20 protein-coding genes are annotated in these 16,647 nt (G+C 69.7%); 12 read left to right on the top strand and 8 right to left on the bottom strand.

Annotated features, from left to right (window positions below; genetic code table 11):
- Positions 1 to 81: 81 nt before the first annotated feature.
- Genes ACIO52_RS10455 through ACIO52_RS10465 form a run of 3 tightly spaced genes read left to right on the top strand, consistent with a single transcriptional unit; the run spans position 82 to position 2,406 of the window.
- A complete protein-coding gene (locus ACIO52_RS10455) occupies positions 82 to 393 on the top strand; it encodes a PE family protein (protein ID WP_218717458.1) in 312 nt (103 codons plus the stop codon).
- Positions 394 to 439: 46 nt separating this feature from the next.
- Complete coding sequence (locus ACIO52_RS10460; protein WP_402643149.1) at positions 440 to 1,573, top strand: PPE family protein; 1,134 nt, start codon at positions 440 to 442, stop codon at positions 1,571 to 1,573.
- Between the two features lie 44 nt (positions 1,574 to 1,617).
- Positions 1,618 to 2,406: an ESX secretion-associated protein EspG gene (locus ACIO52_RS10465; RefSeq protein WP_316573121.1), complete on the top strand. Its 789-nt coding sequence runs from the start codon at positions 1,618 to 1,620 to the stop codon at positions 2,404 to 2,406.
- Here ACIO52_RS10465 and ACIO52_RS10470 read toward each other — a convergent pair whose 3' ends face one another.
- From ACIO52_RS10470 to ACIO52_RS10480, 3 genes are read right to left on the bottom strand one after another with little or no spacing between them, the layout of a single operon-like run.
- Positions 2,407 to 3,075 (bottom strand): histidine phosphatase family protein, encoded by a 669-nt coding sequence (locus ACIO52_RS10470; protein WP_218717455.1) that lies wholly within the window; start codon positions 3,073 to 3,075, stop codon positions 2,407 to 2,409. It lies immediately after the preceding gene.
- On the bottom strand, positions 3,072 to 3,986 hold the full coding sequence (gene pheA, locus ACIO52_RS10475; protein WP_316573120.1) for a prephenate dehydratase: 915 nt from the start codon (positions 3,984 to 3,986) through the stop codon (positions 3,072 to 3,074). The genes ACIO52_RS10470 and pheA overlap by 4 nt, the downstream gene beginning before the upstream one ends.
- A 41-nt stretch (positions 3,987 to 4,027) precedes the next feature.
- Complete coding sequence (locus tag ACIO52_RS10480) at positions 4,028 to 4,459, bottom strand: hypothetical protein (RefSeq protein WP_402643153.1); 432 nt, start codon at positions 4,457 to 4,459, stop codon at positions 4,028 to 4,030.
- Between the two features lie 111 nt (positions 4,460 to 4,570).
- Between ACIO52_RS10480 and ACIO52_RS10485 the strand changes: the two genes are divergently transcribed.
- From ACIO52_RS10485 to ACIO52_RS10505, 5 genes are all read left to right on the top strand, one after another.
- Positions 4,571 to 5,332 carry a DUF2470 domain-containing protein gene (locus ACIO52_RS10485; RefSeq protein WP_218717452.1) on the top strand — a complete coding sequence of 254 codons (762 nt, stop codon included), beginning with the start codon at positions 4,571 to 4,573 and terminating at the stop codon, positions 5,330 to 5,332.
- Between the two features lie 54 nt (positions 5,333 to 5,386).
- The gene (locus ACIO52_RS10490) at positions 5,387 to 6,163 is read left to right on the top strand and encodes a CPBP family intramembrane glutamic endopeptidase (protein WP_218717451.1); all 777 of its coding nucleotides are present in this window, start codon (positions 5,387 to 5,389) and stop codon (positions 6,161 to 6,163) included.
- Positions 6,164 to 6,295: 132 nt separating this feature from the next.
- Complete coding sequence (locus ACIO52_RS10495; protein ID WP_316573239.1) at positions 6,296 to 7,744, top strand: LCP family protein; 1,449 nt, start codon at positions 6,296 to 6,298, stop codon at positions 7,742 to 7,744.
- A gap of 9 nt (positions 7,745 to 7,753) precedes the next feature.
- Entirely contained in the window at positions 7,754 to 8,293 is a 540-nt protein-coding gene (locus ACIO52_RS10500) for a ferritin-like domain-containing protein (RefSeq protein ID WP_316573116.1), read from the top strand.
- A gap of 84 nt (positions 8,294 to 8,377) precedes the next feature.
- Positions 8,378 to 8,926, top strand: a complete 549-nt coding sequence (locus ACIO52_RS10505) for a ferritin (RefSeq protein WP_218716135.1) — start codon at positions 8,378 to 8,380, stop codon at positions 8,924 to 8,926.
- Positions 8,927 to 9,175: 249 nt separating this feature from the next.
- On the opposite strand, the gene ACIO52_RS10510 is transcribed toward ACIO52_RS10505, so the two are convergent.
- The 4 genes from ACIO52_RS10510 to ACIO52_RS10525 form a co-directional block, all read right to left on the bottom strand.
- Complete coding sequence (locus ACIO52_RS10510) at positions 9,176 to 10,096, bottom strand: DUF5926 family protein (RefSeq protein ID WP_218716134.1); 921 nt, start codon at positions 10,094 to 10,096, stop codon at positions 9,176 to 9,178.
- Positions 10,097 to 10,313: 217 nt separating this feature from the next.
- Entirely contained in the window at positions 10,314 to 11,081 is a 768-nt protein-coding gene (locus tag ACIO52_RS10515) for a glycerophosphodiester phosphodiesterase (protein ID WP_316573115.1), read from the bottom strand.
- Positions 11,078 to 12,028: a DUF4328 domain-containing protein gene (locus ACIO52_RS10520; RefSeq protein WP_308248333.1), complete on the bottom strand. Its 951-nt coding sequence runs from the start codon at positions 12,026 to 12,028 to the stop codon at positions 11,078 to 11,080. Before ACIO52_RS10520 ends, ACIO52_RS10515 begins: the two co-directional genes overlap by 4 nt.
- 109 nt (positions 12,029 to 12,137) lie before the next feature.
- Positions 12,138 to 12,497: a rhodanese-like domain-containing protein gene (locus ACIO52_RS10525; protein ID WP_218716131.1), complete on the bottom strand. Its 360-nt coding sequence runs from the start codon at positions 12,495 to 12,497 to the stop codon at positions 12,138 to 12,140.
- Between the two features lie 368 nt (positions 12,498 to 12,865).
- On the opposite strand from ACIO52_RS10525, the gene ACIO52_RS10530 reads away from it, so the two are divergent.
- The 4 genes from ACIO52_RS10530 to ACIO52_RS10545 all read left to right on the top strand — a co-directional run bounded on the left by ACIO52_RS10530 (position 12,866) and on the right by ACIO52_RS10545 (position 16,018).
- Positions 12,866 to 13,477 (top strand): hypothetical protein, encoded by a 612-nt coding sequence (locus tag ACIO52_RS10530; protein ID WP_218716130.1) that lies wholly within the window; start codon positions 12,866 to 12,868, stop codon positions 13,475 to 13,477.
- Between the two features lie 151 nt (positions 13,478 to 13,628).
- Positions 13,629 to 14,252, top strand: a complete 624-nt coding sequence (locus ACIO52_RS10535; RefSeq protein ID WP_218716129.1) for a superoxide dismutase — start codon at positions 13,629 to 13,631, stop codon at positions 14,250 to 14,252.
- 165 nt (positions 14,253 to 14,417) lie between these two features.
- Positions 14,418 to 14,945 (top strand): peptidase, encoded by a 528-nt coding sequence (locus tag ACIO52_RS10540; protein WP_218716128.1) that lies wholly within the window; start codon positions 14,418 to 14,420, stop codon positions 14,943 to 14,945.
- Positions 14,946 to 15,304: 359 nt separating this feature from the next.
- A complete protein-coding gene (locus ACIO52_RS10545) occupies positions 15,305 to 16,018 on the top strand; it encodes a TMEM165/GDT1 family protein (RefSeq protein ID WP_218716127.1) in 714 nt (237 codons plus the stop codon).
- Here the strand turns inward: ACIO52_RS10545 and ACIO52_RS10550 are convergent.
- Positions 15,994 to 16,638 (bottom strand): TetR/AcrR family transcriptional regulator, encoded by a 645-nt coding sequence (locus ACIO52_RS10550; protein ID WP_218716126.1) that lies wholly within the window; start codon positions 16,636 to 16,638, stop codon positions 15,994 to 15,996. The genes ACIO52_RS10545 and ACIO52_RS10550 overlap by 25 nt on opposite strands.
- Positions 16,639 to 16,647: the final 9 nt, after the last annotated feature.

Here is a 16,647-nt window from a genome sequence, read left to right on the forward strand (position 1 = left end):
GAACGACCCGCTCTCGCGTCCTATCACTCGTAGGGGGAATTCTCGTGGTTCCCGATAGTCGCCACCAGAAGGAGTCGGGTCATGGTCGGACACGTTCTCGTCACACCTGAAATCGTCCTCGCCGCTGCCGCCGAGCTGGATCTGCTCGCCGAGCGCCTCGCCGTGGCCGCCGGCCTCGCCGGGCCAACCACCCATGTGCTCCCGTCCGGCGCCGAAGAGGTGTCGCTGCTCGCGGCCTCGCACTTCAACCGCGCCGCCGCCACCCACGACAGCTCTGTCGCCCAGGGCATCCTCGAGCTGCACCACGCGGCCGCGACCCTGCGCTCGCAGCTGGTCACCAACATCGGCGAGGACATCGCCCAGGGCGCGGCGATCACCGCGATCCAGATCTAGTCGTACCCGATCCGTCGCCGATCATTCATTCAGGGGAGAAACAAGCATGACCGCAGGGATCACCGGGGTCTTCTGGCTGCCGCGCATGGCAGAAGTCAACTCGACCACGCTCAACGCGGGCGCACACGCCGTTCCGATCTCCGCCGCCGCCACCTCGTGGGGCACGCTGGCGGCGGCGTGGGGTGACGCCGCCTTCACCATCACCCGCGTGATCGCCGAGGTCGGCGTCGGCCTGCAGGGTGTCAACGGCCTCGCCGTGCTCGCCAAGCTCGCGCCGTTCGGCGCCTGGGCGGGTCAGCAGGGCATCATGGCCGCGGCCATGGGGGTCAAGGCCACCGCCAACGCCACCGCCTACACCGTGGCCTCGCTCGCGATGCCGAGCCTGCCCGAGATCGCCGCGACCAATACCGCGGTCGCCGCCTCGGCCAACCCGCCCGGCGTCGTGTCCGGCGCGTTCGAGGCGGCCGAGGTCGCCCGTCACGCCATGGACATCCGCGCCGCGCTGGTGATGGAGACCTACGAGGCCGCCACCACGGCCACCGTCACCACGCCCGGCGAGTTCTCCATGCCGCCGACCATCGCCAACGGCGCGGGCACCGCCGCCGAGGGCGACTTCGGCGGCGACCCGCTCAGCACCGCGGTCGCCGCGGCGCAGGCCTTCGTCACCAACCCCGGCGTCGTCAGCGCCGCCACCCAGGCGGCCAATGTCGCCGGTGGCGTCGTCACCAGCGGCGTCAGCACGGCGGGCAACATCGGCGCCTCGGCGATCTCGGCCGCCACCTCCGCGACGACCGTGCCCGCGACGACCGCCGCGGCACCCGCCATGGCGAGCCTCGGCGCCGTCGGCGCCGCGGCCGGTGTGGCCACCACGTCGGCCGGTCTCGGCAACGTCTCGCTCAGCAACGGTCAGCTGAAGCTGCCCGAGGGCTGGGGTGCTCCGGCGGCCAACGCGCCCGCCGCCGCCCCCGCGGTCACCGAGTCGGTCGTCACCCGTGCGGAGGGCGCACCGGTGCGCAACGCGAACACCGCCGGCAACCCGCTGCTGGGCAACCGCGCCAACGGCGAGGACGACGACGAGCACAACGGCGTCGACTACGGCCGCTCGGACGAGGCGTTCACTGATGGCCGGTACACGGCCGAAGGTGTGATCGGCGGCGACCTCGCCGGATCGGCCAAGTGACGGTGCTCGGGGGGAGTAGCGGGGGATCGTTGCTGGAGGCCGTCGTGCTATCGCTCGACGACATGCAGTTCCTCTTGGAGAAGCTGCAATTCGACGAGATGCCCGTGGTGCTCGACGCCATGGGCCGCTACGACAACATCTCGACGCACGACGCCGCCATGAAGGCGGCCGAAGCCGCTCTCACCGAGCGTGAACTGCTGTTCGGTGACGTGGTCCAGACCGAGCTGGCGGAGCGCCTGCGGGTGCTCTACCGGCCGCAGTGGATCATCGCGCTGCGCTGGGTGGTCCAGGGCCACGTCAACCGGTTCTGCCTCGCGCAGGGCGACGACCGCGCGGTCGTCGCCCTGCGCGGGCCGGAGTCCTATGTCATCGACGACGCGGGCTTGGACCTGCCCGGCGCGGTCCTGCAGGCGCTGGGCAAGTCCGAACCGCTCGAGCTGTACGGAATGAACGCGCCCACCGAGGAACTCGCGCCGATCTTCGGCGATACCGGTGACGTCGCGGCCACCACGGAGCGGCTGAGCAAGATCGGCAAGCCCGCCACCGACGCCCAGACCCTGGCCTCGGCGCTGGTGGAGATCCACTCCTACGCCGAGATCATCGGCGTCGCCTACGGTGACGGCACGCGCGACATCCAGGACAACCACATCGCCGTGTTCAACACCCGCGCTGGCAGATTCATCATCACCGCCAGCGTGGCCGACGACGGCGTGAAGTGGTCGTCGATCGCCACGGGTACCAACGCGCGCCTGCGCACGGCGGTGGCCGATCTCATCGAGTCGCTGCCGATCCGCACCGAGTTCCCGACCGCGACGGCCGACAACCCGGCCTGATCAACCCATCGGGTCGTCGGCCGTGGGCTCGGCCTCGAGCGCGAACGGTGGCGTGAACCTGCCCCAGCGCAGGCACTCCCAGCCGCCGTTCGCGGTGGGGAGCAGTTCGATGGTCTCGGTGTTGTCGAGGTGGTTGTTCGTCGTGAACGGCGGCGCCACCCCGGCCAGCGTCATCGCGACCAGGCGCATGGCGGCGCCGTGGTTCACCACGATCACGTCGCCGTCGGCGTCCTCGGTCAGGAATTCCTCGCGGAGTCCGGTGAGGATCGGCACGATCCGGTCGATCACCTCACGACCGGATTCGCCGCCGGGTGCCCTGGTGTCGAGATCGCCCCGGTGCCAGCCCCGGTAGATCTCCTGGAAGAACTCGTGCGCCGCCTGATCCGAGCGGCCGTGCAACTCGCCGACCTGCACCTCGTAGAGCCCGTCGAGGACGTGCGCGGGCGCACCGGTGGCCGCCTCGATGTAGCTCGCCGTCTGCCGGGCCCGCAGCGCCTCCGACGACACCAGCACCTGCGGCGCCCGTTCCAAACCGGCGCCGAAGGCTTTCGCCTGGGCCACACCACGTTCGGTGAGCGGGAGACCGGGCACCTGGGTGTCCAGGATCTTCGCGACGTTGCCCTCGGTCTCGCCGTGCCGCACCAGCACCAGCTTCGCGGGTGTACTCATAGGTCAGCGACCCCCTTTCGCAATTGCGTCAACCATTCTGCGGCAGGTTCGTCCGACGGGGGCGGTGTTCCGACTGCCGCGTACGCGGGCCACGAGCCGAGATACCGGACCCGCGCCGTGCGATGCAGTGCCTTCAAGGTCTCCGCGACCGCCGGATCGTCGATATGGCCGACGCAGTCGAGGTAGAAGCGGTAGGTGCCCATCGCGGTCCGGGTGGGTCGCGACTCGATGCGGGTCAGATCGACACCGCGGGTGGCGAATTCGGCGAACGCGCGCATGAGCGAGCCGGGTTCGTTCGGGAGCTCGAGCACGATGGACGTGCGATCGGCGCCGGTGGCGTGCGGGGCGACCCCGGGTTGGGTCACCAGGACGAAGCGGGTGATCGCCTGTTCGTGGTCGGCGACCCCGGCGGCCAGCGTGGCCAATCCGAGCCGCTCCCCCGCCAGCGCCGTCGACACCGCGGCGTCGGCGACGCCCGCCGCGACGTCCTCGGCCGCCGCCGCGTTGGAGGCCGAGGTGAACGGTTGCGCCTCGGGCATGTTCCGGGCCACCCACTGCCTGACCTGCGCGCCCGCCACCGGGTAGGCGGCCAGCGTGCGCACCTGCGCGAGCGTGGTGCCGGGCCGGGCGAGGATCGTGAAACTCACCTCGAGCTCGGTCTCGGCGACGATCTGCAGCCGCGGTCCGAGGGCGAGGGAATCCAGTGTCGCCGGGATCGACCCTTCGACCGAGCTCTCGATCGGCACGACCGCGCCGTCGACGTCACCGGAGCGGATCAGATCCAGCGCCGCGCCCTGACTCGGCGCGGCGACTCGCTCGACGGGACTGTCGAAGGCCCCCGAGTTCTCGAACTTCGCCAGAGCCATCTCGGTGAACGTCCCGGACGGTCCGAAATACGCAATACGCGGCACACAGAAAGATTAGCTGGATCGTTGTCCGAAGTCGGCCCCGCTCAGGAATCCAGCACCCGGAGCGCGTCCCGGATCGCCTGCTCATCGTCGGTTTCGATCGCCAGCAGAACAGTACGGGTGGCTTCGATGGCCGGGGGCTTGAGCGCGGTCAGGAAATCCAGGTCGGGGGTGCTGAGGGCGGTCGGGATGTCCTCACCGCAGAGGGCCGCGACGGTGCCCGCGACGATGGCGACCGCACGGGGCGCGCTGGCGGTGCGGGCGACGAAACCGTGGTCGGCGTGCGCGATCCGGACCAGGAAGGCGGCCAGTTCGGCGTCGGGGACGTCGATGTCGACGACCTCGGCGGTGGCCGGCGCGCTGCCCAGCGGGCGGACCAAGCCCGCCACCAGACTGCGGCGGGCCGGGGTCGAGAGCGTGACCAGCACGGGTTCGGCGGAGGTCGGGTGGTCGTCGCCGTGGTCGTCGTGCGTCATCAGACCACCGTAGAGCCGATTCGTTCGGCGATTCGCCGGGGTGTCCCCTTGCGCGAAGTCGCGCGGTAACTTAGCTTAGGTTTACCTAATCAACAGTTCGCGGAGGTTGTCATGTCGAGCCCCACCACGATCCTCGCGCCGACGACCGCCGAGCGCGTGCGCAGCGCGTGCGCCCACGCGGAGACGGCGATGCTCGCGCTGCCCGGCATCGATCCGGTGCCGACCTCGCTGCATCACCTGCGTCGCTGTGGTGACGCGGTGATCGCGGTGCCCGCCACCTCGCTCGCGGCGGCGCTGGCCGCGACCGCGAACGAGACCTCGGCGGTGCTCGAGCTCACCGATCACGCGCCGCTGCCGCTGCGCGAACCGGTCCGGGCGCTGGTGTGGCTGCGCGGGTGGGTGCGGCAGGTGCCGATGCAGGCCCAGCGCACGCTCGCGGTCGAGATCGCCAAGGAATACCCGCATCCGGGGCTGCTCGACGTCGGACACGGGGTCACGCTGCTGCGCGTGGTGGTGAACTCGGCCGTGCTGGCCGACACCTCCGGCGCGGAATCGGTCGACCACGCCGACCTGCGCGCGGCCAGCGCCGACCCGTTCTGCGAACTGGAGAGCGCCTGGCTACAGCACATGGCCGAGGACCACGCCGATATCGTCGCCCAGCTCGCGCGCCACCTGCCGACCCGGCTACGCGGCGGCCTGGTGCATCCGCTGGCCATCGACCGCTACGGCCTGACCCTGCGGGTGGAGAGCAACGAGGGCGACCACGACGTGCGCCTGCCCTTCGCCACGCCCGCCGACGACGTCGCCGCGCTGAGCAAGGCGGTGCGCATCCTGGCCGGCTGCCCCTTTCTGAACGGCCTGCGCCGCATCTGAATCCGGTCGCGGCGCGACGCGCCCCGGCCACCGGGGCTGCCTACACTGCGCGACATGCGCGTCGATCCTCCTGACACCACGCTCAGCGAGCGGGAACGGTTCGGTCTCCGAGTCGAGATCACCGTCGTCCTGCTCGTCACCTTCGGGCTGAGCGGGATCAGCGCGGGCCTGGCCCTGCTGGATTCGGCGCTGGCGCCCGGCGGGGTCGGCGGGCGCACGGTGGCGTTGAACGCCTCGCGCTCGGACAACTCGATTCTCGACCTGCTGTTCCAGCTGGTCGGAATCACCCGGCTGCTCGCGTGGGCGGCGCTGGGCCTGTACCTGTTGTGGCGCAGCGGGATCGGACCGCGACTGATCGGGCTGGCCAGGATTCGCCGCACCGATGTGCTGCACGGCCTGATCCTGGCGGCGGTGATCGGCCTGCCCGGACTGGCGCTGTATCTGATCGCGCACGCGCTCGGGGTGAGCGTGACCATCGTGCCGAGTTCGCTGACCGAGCACTGGTGGCGGCTGCCGGTACTGATCCTGTCGGCGTGCGCGAACGCGGTGGCCGAGGAAGTGCTCGTGGTGGCCTACCTGATCACCCGGCTGCGCAAGCTCGGCTGGTCGGAGAACCGGTCACTGGCCGCCTCCGCGCTGCTGCGTGGCAGCTATCACCTGTACCAGGGCCTGGGCGGCGGGCTCGGCAACATCGTGATGGGCGTGATCTTCGGACGCTACTGGCAGCGCACGAATCGGCTGTGGCCGCTGATCCTGGCGCACGCGACGATCGATGCGGTCGCCTACCTGGGCTACACCGTGCTGCGCGGCCGCGTCGGCTGGCTGCCGTGAGCGGCGTGTCACGGCGAGTCTCGCCACATCACCGCGTTTCCCGCTAACGCGGGCACCCGAGCGGGGTATCCAGTAGAGACCGAGCGCGCACAACCCACCCGCGCCCCCGACGATCAGTAGAGTTCGACAGTGATGAACGGCGACGATCCCCGCGATGACCCGCGTAGGCGCCGGGTGCCGCCGCCTCCAGGCCGCCCCGGTGGACCTGCCGTGCCGCCGCCCGCGGGCCGCGGCACTCCGCCGCGGCGACCGCTGCCGCCCGGCGGCCTGCCCCCCGGCGGCGATCCGACGATGCGGCGCGGAAACCCGCAGGCCGGACGCGTGCCCGCGCCCGACGAAGGCCCGACGGTGCGCTACAACCCGGCCCAACGGCGCGAGCGACCCGCCTCGCATATCGAGCCGACCCAGGTCCTGCACCGCGACGGCCGCGGCGATCAGCCGCTCGCCTATTCGCAGCTGCCGCGCGAGCAGGCGAAACCGCGCCAGCACGCGCCGACCCCGCGCCCGATGCCGCAGCGCGAGCAGGTCAGGCACGCGCCGACCCAGCGCCCGGTCCCCCACCACGACGCCGTCCCGCCCCGGCGGCGCACCCCGCCGCCCGCGGATGCCGGCGGACAGGTCCAGCCGCCACGACGACGCCGCAAGCGTCATCCGTTCCGGTGGTTCACGGTGATCGTCGTGCTGCTGATCGCGGGCCTGATCGCCGCGGTGATCCACCTGGACAACTCGCTGACCCGCATCACCGCGCTCGCCTCCTACAGCGACCGGATCGGCGATACGCCCGGCACGAACTGGCTGCTGGTCGGTTCCGACGGCCGCGGCGACCTGTCGACCGAGCAGGAGCAGGAACTGGCGACCGGCGGCGACACCGGCCCGGAACGCACCGACACCATCATGCTGGTGCACATCCCGTCGTCCGGGCCGACCACGATGGTCAGCCTCCCGCGCGACTCCTACGTCAGCATTCCCGGCCACGGCAAGGACAAGCTGAACGCCTCGTTCGCCTTCGGCGGCGCGCCGCTGCTGGTGCAGACGGTGGAGGAGGCCACCGGGGTGCGGATCGACCACTACGCCCAGATCGGCTTCGGCGGCTTCGCCGGCGTCGTCGACGCGCTCGGCGGCATCGAGATCTGCCTGGACGAGCCGATCGTCGACCCGCTGGCCGGGCTCGATCTGCCCGCGGGCTGCCAGGAGCTGAGCGGGCCAGAGGCACTGGGCTTCGTGCGCACCAGGGCGACCCCGCGCGCGGACGTCGACCGGATGAACCACCAGCGGATGTTCATGTCGGCGCTGCTGAAGAAGGCGACCAGCATGGGCACCCTCGCCAATCCGTTCGCGCTGTGGCCGATGGCCACCGGGGTGGCCGGCTCGCTGAAAGTCGATGACGGCGACCACATCTGGAACCTGGCCGCGCTGGGCTGGGCGATGCGTGGTGACACCGTCACCACCAGCGTCCCGATCGGCGGATTCGACGACACCGACGTCGGCAACGTGCTGCTGTGGGACAAGTCGAAGGCGAGCGGTTTCTTCGACGCCCTGGCCAAGGATCAACAGATTCCCGAGGACCTGCTGACGCGGTAACGTCGTGGTATGGCCGAGGATCGTTCGTTCACCGAGCTAGTGCGGGACCAGATCCGGCACGGGCTGACCACCGCACAGCAGTATCTGGCCGCCGCCGTGTACTTCGACGCGCAGCGATTACCGCAACTGGCCGCGCAGACCTACGCCCGCTCGGCCGAGAACCGGGGCCACGCGATGCGGATGGTCCAGTATCTGCTCGACCGCGATGTCGCGGTGACGATCGGCGGGCTCGACGAGCTGCGCTCGGAGTTCGATTCGCCGCGCGCCGCGATCGCCTTCCTGCTCGACCGGGAACGGACCGCCACCGCGCAGATCAGCGCGCTGGCCGGCGCCGCTCGTGCGGCGCAGGATTTCCTCGGCGAACAATTCGTGCAGTGGTTCCTGAAAGAACAGGTCGCCGACGTCGCGGAGATGAGCACGCTGCTCACCGTGCTGGACCGGCAGGACAATCTGTTCGACGTGGAGGAATTCATCCGGCGCGAGCTGGCAGGCGTTGTCCCGGTGGACAACACGGCGCCCAGAATGGCGGGCACGGGGCAGCTTCAGTAAGGGAATACTTGGTTAGGAAATACTTCCCTCAATAAGGTTGCACTTGGATGACAACCCACTTTGACCAGGTCTAATGTTGCGGCCATGTCGATTCATCCGGAACCCCCGCGCAGCAAATTCCACAGCCTGCTCCAAGACCAGATCCGGCATGAGTTCAACGCCGAACATCAGTACATCGCCATTGCGGTGTGGTTCGACAACAACGACCTCCCGCAGCTGGCCAAGCGCTTCTACGCCCAGTCCGTCGAAGAACGAAATCACGCGATGATGATCGTGCAGTATTTCCTCGACCGGGACATCAGCGTGGAGATCGCGGGCATCGACGCCGCGAAGTCGAACTTCGAGACCGCACGCGAGCCGATCGAACTGGCCCTGGCCCAGGAGAAGACGGTCACCGACCAGATCATCCGGCTGGCCAGCACGGCCCGCGAAGAGGGCGATTACCTCGGCGAGCAGTTCATGCAGTGGTTCCTGAAGGAACAGGTCGAAGAAGTCGCGCACATGACGACGCTGCTCAATATCGCCGATCGCGCCGGGTCGAACCTGTTCGATCTCGAGGCGTTCATGTGGCGCGAGCTCAGCACCCCGAAGGACACGTCGGGCGCACCGTCCGTCGCCGGCGGCAGCGTCTGACCAGAGCCACCCGGATTCGGCTCGCGAACGCGAGCCGAATCCGTTGTGCGCTTCACCAGCCGGAGCCGGAACCGCCCGAGCCGGTATTGGCCAGAATCGTGCCGATCACCATCTGCGCGAGACCGGCGACCGAACCGAGAAACTCCATTGTTATCCCTTTCCACTGCGCCGATTGGCCGGCGTAGGCGTGAACCTAGCCGACCCGGCATGTGAAAGGGGATTATTTCATTTAGTTCAGGATGGAAGAGTTCAGCGCAGGGTGACCTGACGCGAACGCAGCCCGTCGCGCGAACGACGCTCTTCGCTCGACATCGGAGCATCCGAGGCCAGCGCCTCCGCCAGCCGCGCACCGAATTCCCGTGCGGGCGTTTCCCATTCGGTCGGGTGCCGCTCGGGATCGAGATCGAACACCGGCACCAGCAGACCGTGTGTGCGGAACGAGCCGGCGAAGCGCGAGCCCTCGCCCATGTGCAGCCCGCCGCCGGCGTGCACCCGTGCCAGCGCCAGCATCAGCTTGTCCTCGTCCTCGGGACGCACCCAGCGCACGTGCGCCTTCTCGCCCGCGTCGACCCACCAGGCCGCGCCGACGCCGTCGGCTCCGAGATCCAGCCGCGCCGAGGGCATGATCGCCTGCTTGGCCTGCTCGATCGTCGCCGCCACCTGCGGATCGGGGGTCACGCCCTCGGGCACCCACCAGTCGAAGTCCTGGTGCACGGTGAGCTCGAGGTCGGCGCCCGGATCGATGACGTCGGCCAGGCGCGGACCGCCCTGGACCGCGTCGGCCGAGTTCAGCGACTCGCCCGGCTCGGCGGACTGGGTCCACAGGATCGCCGCGGCGATGTCGGCGTTCGGGTCGGAGCCCTGGTACTGCATCTGCGTGCCGACGAAGCCGACGGGCTCGTCACCGGCGCGCACCAGCGCGGCCACCGCACCGGGCAGCACCGTCGCCAGCGTCACCTCGCGCTGCGCCGCGACACCGGGCGCCAGCTTCAAGGTCGCGGTCGCCGACGGCACGAACTCCCGCAGCGCCACCAGATCACATTCGGCAGCAAGCCCCTCGAACGGCCGCGTCACGGCCGCAGATGCCTGCTCCTGCGCCGCACGCCGCTCGGCGAGACGCTGAGCCCGATTACTGTCGGGCTTCGGACTGTTCCGCTTGCTTTTACCCACGCACGGAGTTTATGGCCGGGCGACTGTGGACCACTTCTCGCCCCACCCAGCCACCACGCCCCGACCCGAGGAGGGGCAGGCCGACGCAGTCGGCCGTCGCGGCCGTCCCGTCGATCAGGTGCCGTTGCGTCCGCGACGAAGGAGCAAGCAACGGCACCTGATCGACGGGACAGGAGGGGCCGCGACCTCGAGCGCGCCAGCGCTCCAACAACACAGCTCAGACGCCGGCCAGCAGCGACTTCGTGCGGCCGGGATGGTTGGTGGCGACCCAGCTGACGCCCAGGTCGGCGCACAGTGTCACGTCGTCGGGATCGTCGACGGTCCAGCAGTAGGTGGCCCGGCCCGCCGCGGCGGCCTTGTCGACGAGTTCGGGGTGTTCGCGCAGCGTCTTCACCGACGGGCCGACGGCGGTGGCGCCGACGGTGGTCGCCGCGCCGCCGCCGAGGAAGCGGGAGGACTCACCGAGCAGCACGGTCGGCAGCAGCGGCGCGGCGCGGCGGATCCGCCAGACCGCCGTCGCGGCGAACGACATCACCACGGCGCGGGAGTGATCGGCCGAGGCGGGCGTCGCGATGCCGAAGCGCTGCAGTTCGGCGAGCACCTTGTTCTCCACCAGGGCGCCGTAGCGCACGGGGTGCTTGGTCTCGATGAACAGCTTGGTCGGCCTGCTGCGCCAGTCGAGGACCAGACCGATGAGATCGCTGAGGGCGAGCACGCCCGACGGCGCGTCCTCGGTGCCGAAGTTCATGTCGCGCAGCTCGGCCAGGGTCAGCTCGCTGACCAGGCCGGTGGCGTCGGAGGTGCGGTCGACGGTGCGGTCGTGCACGCAGACCAGATGCCCGTCGCGGGTCAGCCGGACGTCGCACTCGACGCCGTCGGCGCCCTCCTCGAGGGCCAGCTCGTACGCGGCGAGAGTGTGCTCGGGGCGCGCAGCGGACGCACCACGGTGCGCGACGACGAATGGCGCCCGATTGCCCTGGCTCACTTGGCCACAACCTCCTCCTGCGCATTCTCGCCTGTTTCGACGGAATCCGCGCGTTCAGTGTCATCCTGCCCGCTCGCGGGGGCGCCGGGCTGCACCGGGGCGATGACGGCCTCGGCCGGGTCGGCGGCCATCACCCAGCGGTGCGCAGAGCGCGGCGCGCCCCGCAGGTCACGGCCTTCGAGCAGCCGCACGGTCCACAGCGTGAGCACCGCGAAACCGGCCGCGCACAGATCGCTGAACGCGGTGAACGAGACGCCGTCGGCCTCGGCCTGCAGTGTCGACGCGTCGCGCCAGAGGGTGGCGCCGACCAGGATCAGGCCGCTGACCACCCAGGCCGCCCACCAGATCCGAACGGCCCGCTGGGCGCGGGGATCGGGTGCGGACCCGAGCAATTCGGTGAGGAAGACGCCGGGCCAGATCAGGTTCACACCGGGCACCAGGCAGCCGAGCACCAGCGCCCAGCGGCGCCGTGGATCGCGCCTGCCCTGCGCGGCGAAGGCGCTCTTGCGCGCCTCGATCAGCCAGGCGATCAGCGCGAGCGCGGTGGCGAGGGCGCACAGCGGCGCGATGACGCCGAACACCCACACCGACATGTCGGAGATCACCAGCAGCCAGTTCGGGATGAGGGTGGTGCGGTTGCGCAGCAGGATGAGATAGCGGCCGTACTCGGCGCAGGCGGCGACCAGGAAGGCCAGCGCCGTCACCACGAGCAGGACATCGCGCGAGGCCGCCAGGCCCCACAGCGGTCGCTCGGCGGCGCGGGCGGGCGCGGGCGGCGCATCGAGCAGGCCCCAGCGCGGGATCTCGGTGTAGCGCGGGGTGGGGCCGACCGGCGCCCGTACGGTGGCGGCCGCGGCCTTGCGCGCGCGATGGTCGGGCCTGCGGGCGATCCAGCGGTAGTTGCGCTGGGCGGCAGGCGCGTCGACCTTGCCCGGCGACAGCAGCACGCCACGGCACCGGGGGCACCAGTGCATCGGCGCGCCCTGCACAGCCCATCGCGCGCCACAGCGTGCACATGGTTGCACCACCGAACTCACCCGCGCACCCCGTTCCGGACTAGTAGATCTTGGCTTCGTGCTCGCCGTCGGCGACCACCGGACGGCCGGTCTGCTGCCAGGCCACCATCCCACCCGCGACGTTCACCGCCTCGTACCCGATGTGGGCCAGATACTTGACGACCTCGATCGAACGCCCGCCCTGCCTGCACACCACGTACACCTCGGCGTCGATGTCGATCTCGTCGAGCCGGGCCGGCACGTCGACCATCGGGATGTGGATCGCGCCGGGCGCGTGCCCGAGCTCCCACTCGTCGGGTTCGCGCACGTCGAGCAGCTGGGCGCCGGGGGCCGGTTCGGCGTGGTCGAACGCGGCGGGTACCGCACCCACCGGCACCGTGGGCACATCGGAGCTCGTCACGCCTCGATCCTGCCATGCCGGAAGCGACGCCGGGCGGGGCAATGCGCGGTCTGGGGATGGATCCCGGTTATCCACAGAATCCACAACTTGATCCACAGGTCTCAGCTATCGGTCAGCACACAATCGTGAGGCGGTGGCTATCAACCGAGGTGACATGGCGCGAAGTCAGCGGCGGAACGGCCGATCCGGGACTCCCCTCCATGTCATCCCGGAGCGGCCGTTCGCCGCTGACGTCGGGATTCCGACCTCCCATCGGTCCCGACATCTACTTGGACGCGAGCCGGGCCGATTCGGTTCCATAAAAACGACATCAGTAGAGAAAATCCTAAATCCTGGGATCTGGGCGGGCCGATCGGTAGCCTGAGCGCATGAACGTGAGCAGGGGGCTACTCGACAGTTTCGACATCAACGGCCTGAATACCGCTTTGTCCGAATCAACCTGTCTCGGAGTAGAGGTGGACGCCGCCGCGGGGCGGCTGCAGCTCGCTCTCGAGGTGCTGACGCTACCCGCCGACGGCGAGACGCCGATCGACACCAAAGTCCTGCTCACCTTCACGGGGGTCACCCGGGTGGCCGCGTCCCTGCGCATCCAGCGCTGGGACGACATCGACGCCCGCGTCCTCCCCCTCACCCTCGAGCAGCTCGACGAGGCCATCGAGAGTTTCGGTGGCGGCGGGCTGCACGGCTGGGAATTCATCGACCTCGACGACAGCGGCTGGACCCTGTGGAGCGAGTTGCTCAGCTTCGACACTGTGCTCGACAACCGGATCGCGGCGCACGTCATCGAGTTCTCCCAAGAAGAGGGCATCGACCCGCGCGAACTCGACGTCCGCGTCTGGTTCGACCGGATCACCGTGACCGACCCGGCGGGCCGGGAGATCCCGATGGCCGATTTCATCGCGGGCGGCAAGCGCTGGTGGGCCGCCCACGATTCCGGCGATCTGCGGGCCTCCAAGGCCGACGTCGCACCGCCGCTGTAGGTACCGCCCGCGGACACCTGGGTTTCCTCCGGCGTGATTCGAAGGGAATGCGGGGCCGACCGTCCGGGGTTGCATCGAGCGGGTGTACGAATGATGGTTGGTGTGCTCGTCCGAATGGGCGCACACAGCCCGACATACGGAAAGGGACATCGTGGCCGTCTACACGCTGCCGGAACTGGACTACGACTTCGGCGCACTGGAGCCGCACATCTCCGGTCAGATCAACGAGATCCACTACACCAAGCACCACGCCGCCTACGTCGCCGGCGCCAACAAGGCGCTGGAGCAGCTCGAAGAGGCCCGCGAGAACGGCGACCTGGCGAACATCCTCCTGCTGGAGAAGAACCTCGCGTTCCACCTGGGTGGTCACTACAACCACTCCGTCTGGTGGAAGAACCTCTCCCCCAACGGTGGCGACCAGCCCGACGGTGACCTCGCCGCCGCGATCGCCGACCAGTTCGGTTCGTTCGACAAGTTCCGCGCGCAGTTCACCGCTGCCGCGAACGGCCTGCAGGGCTCCGGCTGGGCCGTCCTGGGTTACGACACCCTGGGCCAGAAGCTGCTGACCTTCCAGCTGTACGACCAGCAGGCCAACGTGCCGACCGGCATCATCCCGCTGCTGCAGGTCGACATGTGGGAGCACGCCTTCTACCTGCAGTACAAGAACGTCAAGGCCGACTACGTGACCGCGTTCTGGAACGTCGTCAACTGGGCCGACGTACAGGACCGCTTCGCCCGCGCGGTGTCGCAGGGCAAGGGCCTGATCTTCGGCTAGTCCGGCCCGCGTTCTCGCTTTCGCGAAAGACCTCCAGCGTCCGCTGGGGGTCTTTTGCGTTCTTTGCCCTGTTCCTGGCACTCAGTGGTACTTGTGTGCCAGATGGGTTTCGGGCTATTCCTGACGTACCGGGCAGCGCAGCCCCCGGAAAATCGGGAGGCCATCATGACGACACAGGGTCCGATCGGGATCACGCCCTTCCAGGCGCGCGGTCATCTGCAGGGATTCGTGGTTTCGGGCCGCTGGCCGGACACCACCAAGGAATGGGCGCAGGTCCTGGTGCTCGCCGTGCGGGTGGCCTCGATGCCCGGCCTGTTGACGACCTCGACCGTGTTCGGGGTGCGCGAGGAACTGCCCGACGACCCGGAACCGGGCACGGTCGGGCTGGTGCTGGCCGAGGGACCGGTACTGGGCGAGGAGGCGATCGAGCCGGGCCGGTTCGCGGCGCACGTGCCGCCCGCGTTGCTGATGCTGCATCCGCCGTCGGAGACCCGGCCGTCGCTGCCCGAGTGCACCGGCGCCGCCTCGGGCTGCGTGCTGCTGCCCGGCGTGCCGCATCTGGGTCTCGAGCATCGCGCGGCCTGGGCCGAGGCCGAGCTGGACGGCACGGTCACCTCGCTGGTGAGCCGGGTCGGGATGGATCTGATCAGCGATCCCGACACCGCCGTCCTGGCAATGCTGCTGGCGGCCTGAGGCTTTCGCGACACCGGCCCGGCGAATACCCGGCAACGGGCATCCGCGACGCCGAAATCAGGGATACCGAACTATTCGGGCCGCGCAGCCAAACTTATTGCGGCCATAGCGATTTCGCTAACAATGAGTTGGCATACCACCAGCTATCGCGCTAGGGTGGACACCAGCGAAGGGGAGTAGCCCGCAATCGCGCAGTCGACATACTGATCGGCGCCACATTCGGCGCGGTCCGGCTGCGTGAACCGGTCACCACCGGTGGGCGAGACCTTCGGCCACGAACCGATCCGTCGACCGGTGTGGCTGGAGGCGCACCCGTTTCTTCAGCCGCAGGCCGGAGTACCACCCTGGGAGCTGAATTCATGATCGCCACGATCCTGCTGAGCTTCGGCGTGCTCTTCCTCGCCGAGCTGGGCGACAAATCGCAGCTGATGGCGCTCACCTTCTCGCTGCGTTATCGCTGGTGGGTGGTGCTGTCGGGGATCACCGTGGCCAGCGTCGCCGTCAATCTCATCGCCGCCGGTGTCGGCCATTTCCTCGGTACCGCGCTGCCCGCGAACGCGATCGCCGTCGTCACCGCGCTCACGCTGCTGGTCGTCGGCCTGTGGACGCTGCGCGACGCCCTCGGCTCCGCCGACGAGACCGACGACGCTCCCCCGCCCAGCACCCGCAACGCCTTCCTGGTCGTCATCTCCGCCTTCATGCTCGCCGAGCTCGGCGACCGCACCATGTTCGCCGCCGCCGCGCTGGCCTCCAAGAACGGCTGGCTCGCGGTGTGGATCGGCTCGACCCTCGGCATGGTCGCCGCGGGCGCCCTCGCGATCCTGGTCGGCAAGCTCGCGGGCAAGCACCTCCCCGAGCGTGGCATCGCGTTCGCCTCCGGCCTGCTGTTCCTGTTCTTCGCCGCCAAGACGATCCTCGACGCGTTCGTGCCCGGCCTGGGCGGCTGGGGTTCGACGGGGTCGGCCCTGGCCGTCCCGGTCGTGGTCGGCCTGGGGATCGGCGCCTGGCGGTTCACCCGGACCGGCAGGGCCGCCGCGCCTGCCGAGGATCAGCCGGCGAACGCGTTGCCGTAGACGACGCCGGAGCGGCGGGCCAGGTCGATCAGGGGTTCCTTGAGAGCGCGCAGGCCCACCAGGTCGTCGGCGGCGATCTTGCCGGTGACCATCGCGCCGATGGCGGCGGCCAGCGTGGCGCAGGCGAACTGCTGCTCGTCGGTCTGGGCGCCGAGCATGGCGGCGACGACCGCGACGAAGCGGCTCTGGAGTTCCATCCGCGCCCGCACCGCCGACGGGCCGACCGCGTACACCTCCATCAGGAACAGCCTGGCCGAAGCCGGGTCGTCGATCATGTGGTCGAAGTAGGCGGTGAGGATGGCGTCCATCCTGGTGAACGCGTCGGCCTCGGCGGTCTCGGCGATGACCTCCTGGAGTCGCCCGGCCAGCAGGCCGGAGACCCGGTCGAAGGCCGCGGCGAAGCAGTCCTCCTTGGAGCGGAACAGCTCGTAGAACGTCTCCCGCGAGACCCCGGCCCGTTTGAGCACCGCCGCCACCGGCGTGCCGACGTAGCCGCCCTCGGTCATCGCCTCCCCCATCGCGACGAGGATGCGTTCCCGCTGGGAGGCGACCACTTCTTCGCGCGAGAGGTGGTGCCGTCCGCGCGGGAGTTGGCGCAGGGTGGATGCCGAATCGCTCATCGTCGAACT

Origin of the sequence: Nocardia sp. NPDC087230 (assembly GCF_044744725.1) — a bacterium.
GTDB classification, from domain to species: domain Bacteria; phylum Actinomycetota; class Actinomycetes; order Mycobacteriales; family Mycobacteriaceae; genus Nocardia; species Nocardia canadensis.